At 41.1% G+C, this 16,544-nt stretch carries 4 protein-coding genes; 3 read left to right on the plus strand and 1 reads right to left on the minus strand.

Features of this window, described 5'->3' with window-relative positions; all coding sequences use genetic code 11:
• The first annotated feature begins 214 nt into the window (after nucleotides 1-214).
• Nucleotides 215-2,884: a bifunctional acetaldehyde-CoA/alcohol dehydrogenase gene (gene adhE / locus IQ236_RS19670; RefSeq protein ID WP_193870860.1), complete on the plus strand. Its 2,670-nt coding sequence runs from the start codon at nucleotides 215-217 to the stop codon at nucleotides 2,882-2,884.
• Nucleotides 2,885-2,964: 80 nt separating this feature from the next.
• Here the strand turns inward: adhE and IQ236_RS19675 are convergent, their stop codons facing one another.
• Nucleotides 2,965-7,776: a glycosyltransferase gene (locus IQ236_RS19675; RefSeq protein WP_193870861.1), complete on the minus strand. Its 4,812-nt coding sequence runs from the start codon at nucleotides 7,774-7,776 to the stop codon at nucleotides 2,965-2,967.
• A 474-nt stretch (nucleotides 7,777-8,250) separates the two neighbouring features.
• Between IQ236_RS19675 and IQ236_RS19680 the strand changes: the two genes are divergently transcribed.
• Together IQ236_RS19680 and IQ236_RS19685 are read left to right on the plus strand one after the other, a co-directional pair.
• Entirely contained in the window at nucleotides 8,251-14,433 is a 6,183-nt protein-coding gene (locus IQ236_RS19680; protein ID WP_193870862.1) for a pre-peptidase C-terminal domain-containing protein, read from the plus strand.
• A gap of 391 nt (nucleotides 14,434-14,824) precedes the next feature.
• Nucleotides 14,825-16,544, plus strand: a 1,720-nt coding sequence (locus IQ236_RS19685) for a cadherin-like domain-containing protein (protein WP_193870863.1), incomplete at its 3' end; no start/stop codon positions are given.

A 16,544-nucleotide genomic window follows, 5' to 3' on the forward strand; every position in this document is an offset into this window, starting at 1 on the left:
ATCAACAACAGCCATTTTCAACCCCAACCTTTGATCACGCCTCTCTAGGGCTGAGTTTTCCCTGGAGGTTCATCGGTTTGACTCACCACTTTAATCTTAAATTTCTATTAAAATTTTGTTGAGTTTCTGACTTCCAGATTCCAAAATCAATAAAACCGATTATCATATAAAGTCAGGACAAAAAAACCTAAATCTAACCCGAAGGGGACGACTAATGATAGAGAAAGTCACAAACATTGATGAACTTGAAGCCCTCATAAAACGGGTGAAAGTGGCAGAAGAAAAGTATGCAAGCTATACTCAAGAACAGGTAGACTATATCTTTAAAAAAGCAGCCCTCGCCGCCAATGCTGCCCGGATTCCCTTAGCAAAAATGGCGGTCGAAGAAACGGGAATGGGGGTAGTCGAAGATAAAGTCATCAAAAACCATTTTGCCTCAGAAATTATCTACAATAAATATAAACACGATAAAACCTGTGGAGTCATCGAAGAAGACAAATCCTTTGGATTCCAAAAAATCGCTGAACCCGTTGGTATTCTAGCCGGGATTGTTCCTACCACAAACCCCACATCAACGGCAATTTTTAAAGCCTTAATTGCGCTTAAAACTCGCAACGGGATTATTTTTTCTCCTCATCCCCGCGCCAAACATTGTACCGCCGCCGCCGCTAAAATTGTTCTCGATGCTGCCATCGAAGCTGGTGCCCCAGAAGATATTATGGGTTGGATTGATGAACCCACCGTACCCCTGTCCCAAGCCTTAATGCAGCACCCGGATATTAAATTAATTTTAGCCACCGGAGGCCCCGGAATGGTACGGGCTGCCTATTCTTCCGGTAATCCTTCCTTGGGTGTTGGTGCCGGAAATACCCCCGCTTTAATTGATGATACCGCCCATATTAAAATGGCTGTTTCCTCAATTATTATTAGTAAAACCTTTGATAATGGCATGATTTGTGCCAGTGAACAATCGGTGATTGTAGTTGATTCCGTTTATGAAGAAGTCAAGCAAGAATTTACCCTGCGCGGTGCTTATTTCCTCACCCCAGAAGAACGGGAACGCATGGCAAAGGTTATCTTTATTAACGGACATTTGAATGGAGAAATTGTCGGTCAACCTGTACAGAAATTAGCAGCTTTAGCCGATATTACAATTCCCGAAGAAACACGGGTGATTATTGGGGAAGGAATCAATGTTGACGAAAATGATCCCTTTTCCCATGAAAAACTTTCTCCGATTTTAGCCATGTATCGGGCAACAAATTTTGAGGATGCTGTTGCTAAAGCCGATACGTTAGTACAGTTAGGCGGACGAGGACACACCGCCGCTCTCTACACTTCTCCCAGTAATATTGACCATATTAAACGCTTTGAAGATACCGTTCAAACAGCACGGGTTTTAATTAATACCCCATCCTCTCAAGGGGCAATTGGAGATATTTATAACTTCCGTCTTGACCCTTCTTTAACTTTAGGCTGTGGCACTTGGGGCGGTAATTCTATTAGTGAAAACGTTGAACCTCGGCATTTATTAAATATTAAAACCGTCGCAGAACGTCGGGAAAATATGCTGTGGTTTCGTATTCCTCCCAAAGTTTATTTCAAATATGGATCATTACCCGTTGCCATTCGAGAATTAGCCGGAAAACAACGGGCATTTATTGTCACTGATAAACCCTTATTCGATATCGGGGTAACAAATTCTCTGGAGGAAGTTTTAGAGGAAATTGGGCTTAAATATGATGTTTTCTACGATGTTGAACCCGACCCATCTTTAGATACGGTACAACGGGGATTAACCTTAATGAATACCTTTAAACCCGATGTGATTATTGCCATTGGTGGGGGTTCTCCGATGGATGCGGCTAAAATTATGTGGTTAATGTATGAACACCCGGATATTGAATTTGAAGGTTTAGCGATGCGGTTTATGGATATTCGCAAACGAGTTTATGAACTTCCACCTTTAGGAGAAAAAGCAATTTTAGTTGCGATTCCTACCACATCGGGAACGGGTTCAGAAGTGACACCATTTGCGGTTGTAACAGACCGACGCACGAATATTAAATATCCCTTAGCGGACTATGCCTTAACCCCAAACATGGCAATTATTGACCCGGAATTAGTGTTAAATATGCCAAAAAGTTTAACGGCTTTTGGGGGAGTTGATGCCTTAACTCACGCCCTAGAATCCTATGTTTCGGTGTTAGCTTCAGAATATACCAATGGGTTAGCTTTAGAAGCGATTCGGTTAATCTTTAAATACCTGCCCAGTTCCTATGAAAATGGGGCAAAAGATCCGAAAGCACGGGAAAAAATGCACTATGCAGCGACGATGGCAGGGATGGCATTTGCCAATGGATTTTTAGGGATTTGTCACTCTTTAGCCCATCAATTAGGCGGAACATTCCACATCCCACACGGATTAGCGAATGCGTTATTAATTAGTTATGTCATTCGTTATAATGCGACGGATGTTCCCTTCAAACAAGCGACTTTTTCTCAATATAAATATCCCAATGCCAAATGGCGCTATTCTCGGATTGCTGATTATCTACGCTTAGGGGGAGAAACGGAAGATGAAAAAATAGATCGGTTAATTCTGGCTATTGAAGAATTAAAACGGTTAGTGGGAATTCCGGCTTCCATTCAAGAGGTTTTAACGGATAAAACCGAAGCAGAATTTATGGCAAAATTAGATGAAGTTGCAGACCAAGCTTTTGATGATCAATGTACCGGGGCTAATCCTCGTTATCCGTTGATTAAAGACTTGAAACAACTGTTAATTGATGCTTATTATGGTCGTCCTTTAGTCTCAGCAGATTACAATGGCGATCGCATTTTCCCCAACTTTGAACCTCAACCGATGATGATTGGCGGTTAAAGACATTAAGCTTTAACCTGCGATAGCCTAGCAACCGTCTATTGGTATCGCAGGTTAATTTTATTGATCATTTCTGATTTCTACAGATAACCTTGATAAATCCGCCCTACTAGATTTTTTAGATCATCGGATAAAAATGAATAATCAGGATGAGTATACAGTTTTTGATAAAATTTTCTCAGTTCAGAATAACCTGACTCAGCATTTTTTAAAGTTTGTTGATCAGAATGTAAACGAAAACTGGATAATTTTTGATTGATAAATCCAATTTTATAACAGCCCATGAGTCTGAACCAGAGATCTAAATCTAACAACTGTTTAAATTCTGAGTCAAACCCTCCCAGTTGTTCAATTGCGGCTTTTTTAATCAAAACGGTACTAGGTTCGCCAATTTTATTCAGTGGACTCTGAAGTAACTGAGGATCAGTTAATAAATCTTTTCCGGTTTGAATTGATTTTAAGTTAGACCAATTTTGATGTAAATCTTGATAACCATAATAAGCTCTCAGCAAGATTTGATTGGCTGTTGCTTCTGGAGATAGAATAATATTTCTAGGTGAAAAAACTAAACCGATTTCTGTATCGGTTTCTGCTAAATTTACCAATTCTTCAAGACAATTGGGTTCCAATAAATCATCTTGAAATAAAAATTTAATATATTTCCCGTGAGCTTGAGAGACACAATAATTCCAATTTTGGGCTAACCCATATTGTTCATGCTGAAATAGGGATACTTTCAAAGAACAATTTTTCTGAAAAGATTCAATAATTTCTAAAGTTTTATCCGTTGAACTATCATCAGAGATAATAATTTCTAAATGAGGATAGGTTTGATCAACGACACTTGATAACGCCTCTGTTAAATATTTCTCACCATTATAGGTGGGAATACAAACACTAACTAGAGGAAGTTCGGATTTAACCCTGGTAAATTCAGGTGAAGTTTTAGGAGAATCTGAAACTGGAGAACCCGTTAAATAAGCTTCTTGCAAAATTTGACCATAACTTTCTACCATTTGTTCAAAGGTATTAAAGCGTTCTAAAATCTTTAAGGAATTTTGGGCGAGGCGCGATCGCAATTTTTCATCCGTTAATAACTGAGTAATAACCTTCGCTAAAGCGTCAATATTACCCGCAGGATAAAATAGCCCATTCACCCCTTGTTTAACTTGTTCTTTGACCCCAAAAACAGGTGTCGCAATAATCGGTAAACCATAATTCATGGCTTCTAAAATCACACGGGGGAAACTTTCAATTCGAGAAGTTAAAATAAAGATATCCGCCGCTTGATAATAACGTTCTGTATCACGAGTTTCAGGAATAATATTAATTTTTTCCTGTAAAACGATTGGTAAACTCCGTACTAAAGTTTTCAATTCATCGCTATAGAAACTAGGGCGATCGCCAACCATCAAAATTTTAACTTTTTTCTGCCATTCTGGAGGTAATTTTGCCAAAGCTAAGGGTAAATCTTTTTGTCCTTTTCGAGATCCCACCGTTCCCAATAGCAATAAAACAATTTCATCTTTTTTGATCTTTAAAGATTCTCTAGCTTTTTCCCTCGTCCAAGTTGCATTACTCATTGGGGATGAACTGCGATTAATCCCATTATAAATTACGGTAAAATTATTATTATGATTCAAATCTAAATAATTTTTTTGAGTTTCGGAAGCCACAAAAATAACACGATAAGGAAACCGAAAACACTCTAAAGCATGACGAGTGATTTCTGGGTTTAATCCTTTAAAATAACTCTCTAAGGGTTCACTTTCATGAATATTCCAAATACAAGGAATCCCCAATCGTTGAGCGCAATCTACTAAAAAAAAGTTGGGTAATGTATTAATATAAAAAACATCTATCTTGAGTTTAGATAACTGCTGACTTAATTTTTGTATCACCAGATTATAGGTATCTAAATCATATTTTACGTCTAAAGGATAAGGTTTACAAATCATTACCTGTATGCCTTGTTTTTGATAGTCTGATTGTAATGGCCCTTCTTGAAATGAAAAAACAATCGGTTCAATAATTCCAGCTTTTGCTAACTCCACTGCAATTTCATATTGATGTAAAGGTGCACCTGTTAAATCTAATAAATGACTTGCAATTAATACCCGCAATCGTTTTTTCATTGACCCTAAGAAAAACCGCCGAGGTTGGATTCTAAAATTCTCATCCGCTAAGGATAAATGAGGACTATAATAGGGATCAACTTTATTTCCATATAAATGTCGCAATGCTGCTACTTCTTGGGGTGAATCTTGATAACCTCTGGTAGCACCTTCATGATGAATTAATTCTGCTGTCGGACAATAAACGCTTCTCCATCCTTTCTCACTGAGTCGATAGCAATAATCAACATCATTGTACGCCACAGCAAACTGTTCTGAATCAAATCCTCCAACCTCTAAAAATAAATTCCGAGGTGTCAATAAACAAGCCGCACTAACCGCCGAATAATTACGAACAACTTGAATATAACTTAAGTAACCATTGGCTTTACTGGGTCTTAATTTAAACCCATGACCTGCTAATCCTTGATGGAGTCCATGAACAACTCCAGCGTGTTGAATTTTTTCATTGGGAAATACTAATTTCGCTCCAACAGCACCCACTCCTTTGATTTGAGCATAACCCATCATTTGACTTAACCACTGGGGAGAAATCACCTCAGTATCATTATTAAGGAATAGGATATAATCACTCTGAATCTGTTGAACTGCTTGATTATGAATGGCTGCAAAATTAAAGGTTTTATCAGGAGTTTCAATCTTTAATACTTGCTGGGGAAGCTGTTCTAAATAAGCTAGGCTATTAGCATCATCACTCCCATTATCAATAATCACAATTTGATAATTTTGATAAGTTGTTTTCTTCAGGGAAGATAAACAAGCTGCTAATAACTGTTTTTTATTTTTAGTGGGAATTAAAATCGTAACAGATGGCCCTTGATCGGGAAATTGATGTTCAAAAACCCCAACTTGTTTATGAATTGCCCAGTTAGGTTGTTGAATAGTTCCTGTAATTTTTCGACGTTCAAAAGCTTCTTGTAACGCTTGAATAGAAGCTTTAAAACTATTGGGTTTAGCCAGGGCTGAATTTGCTGTTGAACCGGGAATTGCTCGCCAATGATACAGAATTAAAGGTAAATGGGCAATCTGATGACAAATTTCCGTTGCTCTTAAGGCAAAATCATAATCCTGGGCTCCTTCAAATCCAATTCTAAATCCCCCTAATTGCTCAAAAATTTCTCGTTTCACTCCCCATAAATGACCGATATACATATAGGATAATAGCAGTTCTGGTGACCAATCGGGTTTAAATTGGGGGTCAAAACAATTGTCTTGGCTATCAATTTTGTCATCATCGGAATAGAGAAATTCTGTTTCTGGATGTTCCCCTAAATATAAGGCGATTTCTGCTAAAGCATCGGGGGTGAGTTGATCATCATGATCTAAAAACAGTAAAAATTCTCCGGTTGCTAAACTTGCTGCACTATTACTCGCTTGACTAATATTGCCATTTTCTGGGCGAAATATAACACGAATACGCGAATCTTGTTTTTGCCATTGGTTTAGTCGTTTTTGAATTTCTGGATTGGTACTTCCATCATCTGCAATACAAAGTTCCCAATTAACGTAAATTTGCTCTGTAACACTGGCGATCGCTTTTTCTAAATATTCTATTAAAGGATTATATACTGGCATAATCACAGATAGTTTGGGAAGCTTTGATATATCCTTTTTTAACCGAGAATGTAAGAACATCTGTGCTCTTTGATTCCACTGATTAACATTTAACCAAGCTTCATAGGGTTTTAAACCTTGGGAACTAACAAAATCAGAGGGTTTAACTGGAATAATTTCTGATGGAATGGGTTGAGTTTTATTCAGCTTTAATTCAGTATTTAAACTCTCAATTTCCCGTTCTAAATTTCTGATTTTTAGCCAATCTTGACAGATCCAGGCTTGAGGAGGCTCGGAAGGTTGCCACTGTAACCAGGATAACTGAGGTTCGGCATTTAAAGGGGAAGATTCAGCTTCTAATGCTAAATATAAATCTAAGGCTTTGGGGAAATATTGTTTAATAATTTCAGTTCTATAGCTAGGAATCGATTTAGATTTTAATAAATGAGGTTGAATAATTTGAGCATAGTTTGGATGAGATAAATTCAAAGTGAAATCTTGATTAATTTTATTAATAAGCTCGTGGTTATTATTAATTAAATAATTAACATTGATTAATATACATTTAGAAGAATTTTTACGATAAAACTCTAATATTTTTTGATTATATAAAATCCACGAATCAATCGCAAGTTGAGGATTTTGTTGAATTAAATCATCTGTTCCTCGACGATACAAAGAATCCACCACTTCCCAAGGAGAACGATAGACAAAGATAAACTTAGCTTGGGGTATTAAGGTTTGCCAAAAGTTTAAGAATAATGTCGTGCGCGGATCTTTCCATCCCCAGAGATTTCGTTGAGATTTTCGGGTGATTAAGGTTTTAGCGACTGTTACATATTCAGGTAAGATTTGTTTATGGGGTTGAATCATCCATCCCTCAATATTTAAGTTTTGCGATCGCAATACGGTTTGATGAAACTGGACGAACTCAACATCCTCAAAATGACCCCTAATATTACCTGTATTAGCTCCAATTAATTGATCCCCTAAATAGACACCAGCTTCTTGCAAAATAGTGGCAATTAAGGACGTTCCTGAACGGTGCATTCCCGTAATTACTAATACGGTTGTATGAGGAGTCGTGACAATTCCTGGTGATGGCATCAATAACTCCGTACTAGGGGGAGAAGTTGAAACTGGGGAAGAAATAGAGGGAGGAGATTGGGGTTCTAGGGAACGCAAAATATCAGATTCTCGCATAGATAGTCAGTGTTAATAATTTTACTGCTGTTAGAGTAAAACTTAAATTAATCTTAAGTTTTAGGCTTCGGCTTAAATTTAGCTTTATTAATTCTATCTTTAATGAAATGTATAGTCTCATTAAATTTTGTTTCAAAACCCAGAAAAATTGAAAAATGTTAGATCCAATTCGGAATGAGATGATATACTTAGTTTCAGATTGAATACATCTTCCAACTGTTTTAAGCCTTAAACCTTACTCGTTTTGACTTTCACAGGGTTCCCTCCTCCCCCACCCCAAATTTCTCACTGACCTGCTACTAAAATTGCTGAAACCGTTCTGCACAACAGGACGCATTATTCCTATTTAATATTTCTCTGCTCAATAAACTTCGTTGCGCTAGATAGTTTGTTGGGTTAGCGATATTCCTGGCTATTAAATCTAATAGCCTAGACTCAACTTGATGATTGTTAGATAATCGAGGGTGAAAAATTATGCCTGATCTATATGAACCGAATGACTCCCTGGGAGGAGGGGCTGCTAACTTAGGAGTAGTCAGTACAGCCTTATCAATACCCAACTTGAGTATTGATTCTTATAACGATGATTGGTTTCAGTTTCAAACCACAGGTAGCGGTTCAACAAATGTTGAGATTGGTTTTGACCACGCACTAGGAGATTTAGATCTGCGAGTGCTTGACGTTAACGGGACTTGGCTAGGAAGTTCTACTAGCTCTAGCAATAACGAAACCGTTAACTTAAGCTATCTCCCTGCCGGAACCTACTATGCCCAGATTTACGGGTGGAATGGTGCTAGTAACCCCAACTATAGCCTAACTATCTCGCCAACCTCTGGGGCAGCAATTGATGATCCCTATGAAGAAAATGATTTTATCGGAACTGGCGACTTAGGCCTGCTCCAAGGATGGAACCCCTACTATGGTTTAGTGCTTCAGTCCAATGATGAAGATTGGTTCCAATTTGAAACCGCCAATACGGGGACTTTGAATGTTCGGTTAGATTTCCTCAATGATCAGGGAGATTTAGATTTTGAACTTTACAATAGCGCGAATGAATTAGTCGGTTCCTCCGCTACTTCTGGAGATGTAGAACAGATCAGTATTCCCAATGCAGCGGCTGGTACTTATAATGCCAGAGTGATTGGGTACAATGGAGCCAGCAACCCCTACTATAGTCTTACAGTTGATGCTCCTACTGCGACTACCGTTGATGATCGGTATGAACCGAATGACTCCCTGGGAGGAGCAGCGCAATTACAACTACAAAATGGTCAATTTTCTGACAACAGTTTAATCTTGGCCGCCAACGATGATGACTGGTTCCAGTTTACGGTTCCCCAAAATCCGAGTCCTGGTAGCAATATTAGTGCGAATCTTGTTAACTCGATAGCCACCCTAGGCTTAACTTTGTACGATCAAAATGGCAACTGGGTTAACAGTTCATATAACTTTTCTAATGGCTACTCGAATGGCGCAACTATTCCCTTAGATTATCTAACTCCGGGAACCTATTATGCCGATGTTTGGGGGTACTCTGATTACGCTAACCCAGCTAACCCCAACGCTGCACCCATTACCTACGGCCTTTCAATTAATGCGACTTCTGCTGGTAGTGGAAATAATAATGGTATTGCAGATTCTTTAGAAGAAGATGACACGAGAGAAACAGCCACTCCCATCAGCTTAGGTTACTACGGTAATATTGCCAACATTCAATCCAACGATCCCGACTGGTACAGATTTGACCTACCAGGAAATCAAGCCCCCGGTAGTAATATCACGATTAACTTTCAGAACAGTCTAGGGGATCTCGACTTCTATTTGTACGATCAAAATAACAACTGGGTGGGCAGTTCAACATCAGGTTCAAATGACACCGAAAGTATTCTTTTAAGTGGACTGGGTGCAGGAACCTACTATGCTCAAGTTATTGGTTGGGCTGGAGCTACAAACCCTAATTACGAATTAACGCTGAATGCAACTACGGGTGGTACTACAGTTACAGATGATCGGTATGAAGAAAATGACTCCCTGGGAGGAGCAAAGCAATTAGAGCTATCCAATGGTCAATTTTCTGCCAACAACTTAGTCGCCAACGATGATGACTGGTTCCAGTTTACGGTTCCCCAAAATCCGATCCCTGGGAGTAACATTAATATCGGGTTTAGTAACGCTCAAGGCAACCTTGACCTCTATTTGTACGATCAATCTGGCAACTACGTTAGCGGTTCCTATAATTGGTGGGATGGCGAAACCATTTACCTAGACTCCCTACCCGGTGGCACATACTATGCACAGGTGACGGGCTATGGAGGAACGAACCCCAACTATAGTTTAAATATTAATGCTATAGGAGGAACAGCACCGACGACGGGCGGCGATGATCCATTTGAAGACAATGATCTTCAAACATCAGCAACTATTTTACCCGTCGGACAACAAACCTTTATCGCTTTGAGGGCTTTAGATGATGATTGGTACAAATTTACACTCAACAGCCCAGCCCAAGCCAGTGATTACGTCAGTATAGATTTTCAGCACAATCTAGGGGATTTAGACCTAGAAGTGTTAACACCGACGGGTCAATATTTAGGTTCCTACGGAGTTAGCAACACTGAAACGATTAGTCTGGTCGGTCAACCCGCAGGCGATTATTATATTCATGCCTACGGCTATGCTGGAGCAACGAATAACTATAACCTCAATGTTGTTACCTCAACTTCCTCAAGCCCGATCAATAATACCGGAGATGATCAATTTGAAGAAAATGATACTTCAGATCAGGCTACCGATCTACAGACAAAACTCCTCAGTGGAGAAAGCAGTTTTACCGATCTGAAGATTAACTCTAATGATGATGACTGGTTCAAATTTACAACAACTCAAATCGGAGGACTCAACGATAAGATTACAATCAACTCAACCCAATCGGGAGATTTAGATTTAGAAGTTTACGATTCTAATGGGCAAGTTGTTGGTGGTTCCTACAGTTTCTATGCTAATGAAGAAGTGAGCTTGGCTTATCTTCCAGCTGGAGAATACAAAGTCCGAGTCTATGGTTATGCGGGAGCCAGTAATTCCAGTTACGGCTTATCGATTACTGCTCCGGTGACATCATCTAGCGCCGCAGGAATTCAACCCGACTTCCGGGAACCAAATGATAGTCGAGAGACAGCAAGCCTTGTCCTCAATAACGCGATAATTCCCAGTCTCAACATTCATGCCGCCAATAATGAAGATTGGTTCAAGTTTAACTTAGGCAGTGCGGGTTTATCCTCCCATCAAGTTATTGTTAATGGTTTTGAACACAGTTTAGGGGATATCGATGTTCAACTGTATGATGCTGCGGGAACCTTCCTGCGAAGTTCGGGAAGTACCAGTAACTCTGAAAGTATCTCCTTAGAGGGACTTATCCCCGGTGAATATTATGTGAAAGTCTTTGGCTATGCCGGAGCGACTAACCCTCAATACCAGCTTCAGGTGGATGCTCCTGTTGCCGATCCCAATAATCCTAACTCTAATCCTGGGAACACGACGATTAACCGAGACAACTACGAGGACAATGATACTTTTGAAACCGCTAGTAACCTCGGTACAACTCGTAGTGCCGATCCGACGCGGGTTGTCAGTGCTATTCAAGATCAAATTGATCTCACCGATTTGACCCTTGAAGCCGCGGACGATGATTGGTTCAAATTCCGAAAAACGAGTGCCGGAAATGTCGATGTTCGGCTCACCTTTGAACATGACTACGGAGATGTGGATCTGGAAGTTCGGGATAGTAATAACCAACTGATCGGCCAATCCCAAGGAACGAGCGACACTGAAACCGTTTCCTTTAATGCCGCAGCCCAAGGCACTTATTACGTCCGAGCCTACGGTTATGAGGGGGCAACTAATCCCAATTATCGGTTACAGATCACTCCCACCTTTGGAAACGGAGGTTCTTTAGATGTTGCCGCTGATCAGTTTGAACCGGGTAACAACGAACGAACCGGAGCCACTGTTCTTCAAGATTTGACCTCGACTCAAGGGAGTTTGAGCATTCACAATCCCACGGATGTGGATTGGTTTAAATTTACTCCCGCAGGAAATAGTACCGAAAACAACCAAATCTTTATCAATTACGATTCCGTCGCTAATTTAAACCTGGAATTGTATGATCAAGCCGGAAATCCGCTCTCGAATTACCCGGTTGTTTCTCAACCCGATTCAGGATTAGCCAGTATCTCCTTAGCCGGACTGCCTGGTGATGGTAACACCCCCTACTATGCTAAGGTTTCAGGAGCGAATCCTTCCCCCTACAGTTTGTCCTTGAATGCACCGGAAACGGCAAGTGTGAACCCCGGTACATCCACGGATCAGTGGACGATTATGGTCTACATTGCCGGGGACAACAACCTCGCAGCAGCAGGTCTGGATGATATTAATGAAATGGAATCCATCGGACTGCCCGATAATGTCAATGTTGTGGTTCAGTATGACGGCGCACCCGGTTATGTCTCTAGCAATTGGGTAGATACCCGTCGGGGTGTGATTCAACAAGACTTTAATACCTCTACGGTTTCTAGCAACTTAACCAGTTTGGGTGAGTTGAATATGGGTGATCCCCAAACCCTGACTGACTTTATCCAATGGGGTAAAAATAACTACGCCGCACAAAACTATGCCGTTGTGGTTTGGGATCATGGTGGTGGTCGCAGTGGTGTAGCTTGGGATGAGACAAGCGGTAATGCTAATTTATCGGTGAGTGAACTGACAAGTGCAATTTCCAATGCCGGTTTAGGAGATAGCCTGCAAGTCGTCGGTTTAGATGCCTGTCTGATGGCTTTAACCGAAGCAACCTACGACCTGAAAAACTTAACCGATGTGTTTGTGGGTGCCCAAAACCCAGAGCCGGGTGATGGTTGGGATTACGCGGGCTGGTTCCAACGTTTGGCGGATGGAGGCGGTCGCTTGGATGCTGAACAAATGGGCGGTGCGATTGTCGATGCCTATGGTGAGTTTTATAACAATAGTGAAACTCAGTCTGCTATCCGCACTTCCGCATTAGATAATCTTAAAGCTAAATTGGATGCCTTTGTGGATGCTACCGCTAATGCCAGCGATAGTGATTGGCAAGCGATTACTCAAGCGCGTTCAGAAGCCAGAACCTTTTACATTGAAGATGAGCGGGATTTGGGTGGCTTCATGCAGGCGGTTGATAATCGTTTAGATGGCCCAATTGGGGATGCGGCTCGTCAAGTGTCTCAAGCTCTGCAAGCGGCAGTCATCAACCAAGTAAACTACTCTGGAGCAAACGGTCTGAGTATTTACCTGCCTCCTGTGAATGGTTCTGGTTATCAAAGTACCTACAATGGTAATAACTTCCACTTTGCCGCCGATACCAAATGGACTCAATTCCTCACCGCTTTCGCCAGTCGTGATCGTGCTGTAGCCAGCAATCGCAGTCAACGGATTACTCCTGACGCTGCTGAAACCACAGATTTAAGTGGCAATATTACGGGTAATCAAAACAACAACTCGGCCAGTGCTGCCTACTATCTGGGCAATTTAGCGGGTTCAGAATATACGTTCTCTAATCTGAATCTGGATACGGCCGATGATCAAGACTGGTATCGGTTTAAAATTGAGGGTGATGGTACTGATGGCAATAGTATCTCCTTGGTCTCTGCTACAACTGCTGGCCTCACCTTAGAACTCTATAAAGCTGGAGATAATGGCAGTTTAGCAGTCAATTCTGCGGCAGTGGCAACGGGAACTCAAAGCGTCAGTCTTGCTGGTCAAACCGCAGGAACTTACTTTGTCAGGGTGGCGGGTAATGCTCCTAACCCGGAATATAGCCTGAAGGTCAATGCCCCGGCTGCCGCTATTAGTCGAGGCGGAGAAGGAATTACCTCGGATGCTTTAGAAGGCAATGGAAACAATAACAGTCAGGCAAAAGCCCATGATTTGGGTGAGTTAGGGCCAAACGATTCCTTGAGTATTCCGGGTCTGAGTATTACTACAGGAGATACTGACTGGTACATGATCACGCCAACTCGGATTCCTGAACGTTATCCTAATGCGATCACGATTAACTTTGATAACGCTCAAGGCGACCTGGATCTGCAATTGTACAAAGCCGACGGAACTTTGATTGATAGTTCTTTAACTAGCGATCGCAACTATGAGTCTATTAGTTTCCCCACTGGCAATGATCCGGTCTATATCAAAGTCGCTGGTAAAGATGGGGCGACCAATCCTAACTATACCCTTGATGTTGTGCGTCGGGAGTTGGATATTGATGGGAATGGTGCGGCAGATGCTTTAACGGATGGTTTACTCAGTTTAAGCTCGCTGTTTGGTTTCACCGAGGATAGTTTAACTGATGGAAAAGTCGCTAGTGATGGACAACGTATCTATCCAGATGAAATTTCAAATTATTTAGAGCAAGCTCAAACCAATATGCTGGATGTTGATGGCAATGGCACGCCAGATGCTTTAACAGATGGTGTCATTCAACTTGCATATTTGTTTGGTTTCCGTGGGGATCAACTCGCTAATCCTGCATATCTGGGAACAGGCGCAACTCGTACAACGAGTCAGGAATTAGAAGAATTCTTGGGTTTGTATATGCCTCCTATTGCCTCAAATAATTCAGTCTCTTTGATCTAAAGTCAATCGTAAAAGGGTGATCATCTGATCACTCTTTTACTTTTAAAATTTTCCCTACCTAAAAAGCCATACAAAAATTATCTATTGGAAAAGCTATGGCACTTGGTAATTTTGATTAGCCATGACAATCATTGTGCTATATTTTGTAATAACCTTTTAAAGGAGCCTCGCCAGAAAGTATTTTTCAGTGATTTTAAAAATCATAAAATCTCATTATTATTTAATAATTAAAATCAAACTAATCAGTCATATTTTTTATTAAATTAAAATATTAAAAAAAGTTAAGAGATGCTGATGTAATGAAAACAAAAAGTATATTATATTAATAATTCAATCGGTTGTTTTTAAAGGATCAACTCATTGATTTAATATTGTAAGGAGTTTGAATCAAATGCCAGAACAAATTATTAGAGCTAACCCAACAACAATAAATGCCTCACCGGATAATCCTATTTCATTTGATGTTACATATAACACGGCTAATCCCAGCGATCCAACCTTAACAGGGCTAGGTCTTCGATTACACTTTAATTCTCAAGAACTCGATTTCACGAATCTTAGTAATACACTCTCTGCACCTCTGACATTAGGCCCTCAAGAAAGCACTGAAACAGCGCAAACAGATGATGGCGATCCCAGTACAGACTCTTTTATCTTGTACAGTTGGACAGATTTGGGCAGTGCTTGGCCTGGAGCCACTCAAACTTATCCTGTCACTCTTTATACAGCTAACTTTACTGCTTTACCATCCTTTGATGGAGCTACCATTAACTTTACAAGATCCTCTACAGCATCCGGTTATACATTGGATGCTCAACCCCTACAAATCAATCTGTTAACAAATACACCCCCCACCGCCGATGCAGATACAGTTCAGGGCACAGAAAATACCCCTGTTACGATTCCTGTCGCCACCTTATTAGACGGTGATACTGATCCTGAAAACGATCCCCTGAGTATTACGGCAGTTAGCAATCCTCAAAACGGGACTGTAGAACTACAAAACGGTAACGTCATCTTTACGCCTACAGCAGATTTTATCGGAGATGGCAGCTTTGAATATAGCCTCAGTGATGGTATAAATCCCCCCGTCACCGGAAATGTTACGGTTCAAATTGCGGAGGCTCCTGTTGCCGGAATTACCGTTACTCCTACCACCGGATTAACGACCAGTGAATCAGGTACACCAGCTACCTTTACGGTGAAATTAGATTCTCAACCGACGGCAGATGTAACCATTCCCATCGTTAGCTCCAACACCGCAGAAGGAACTGTAGCCCCGGAAAGCTTAGTCTTTACCTCAGCGAACTGGAATACCGCCCAAACCGTTACGGTAACGGGTGTAGCCGATAATACAGTTGATGCAAATCAAGCCTATACGATTGAACTGCAAGCTGCTACCAGTACCGATACGAACTATAGTGGCAAAGATGCAACGGATGTCTCTGTTACGAATACTGACGTTGATGTTGCCGGAATTACCGTTACTCCGACCACCGGACTAACCACCGATGAATCCGGTACAACGGATACCTTCACGGTGAAATTAGATTCTCAACCCACAGCCGATGTAACCGTTCCGGTCGTTAGCTCCAACACCGCAGAAGGAACTGTAGCCCCGGAAAGCTTAGTCTTTACCTCAGCGAACTGGGATACCGCCCAAACCGTTACGGTGACAGGTGTAGCCGATAATACAGTTGATGCAAATCAAGCCTATACAATTCAACTGCAAGCTGCTACCAGTACCGATACGAACTATAACGGTAAAGATGCAACGGATGTCTCTGTTACGAATACTGACGTTGATGTTGCCGGAATTACCGTCACTCCGACCACCGGACTCACTACCGATGAATTCGGTAAACCAGCTACCTTTACGGTGCAATTAGATTCTCAACCCACGGCAGATGTCACCATTCCGGTGGTGAGTTCCAACACCGCAGAAGGAACCGTAGCCCCGGAAAGCTTAGTCTTTACCTCAGCCAACTGGAATACCGCCCAAACCGTTACGGTAACGGGTGTAGCCGATAATACAGTTGATGCAAATCAAGCCTATACAATTCAACTGCAAGCTGCTACCAGTACCGATGCGAACTATAGTGGGAAAGATG

Origin of the sequence: Planktothrix mougeotii LEGE 06226 (assembly GCF_015207485.1) — a bacterium.
In the GTDB taxonomy this organism is placed as follows: domain Bacteria; phylum Cyanobacteriota; class Cyanobacteriia; order Cyanobacteriales; family Microcoleaceae; genus Planktothrix.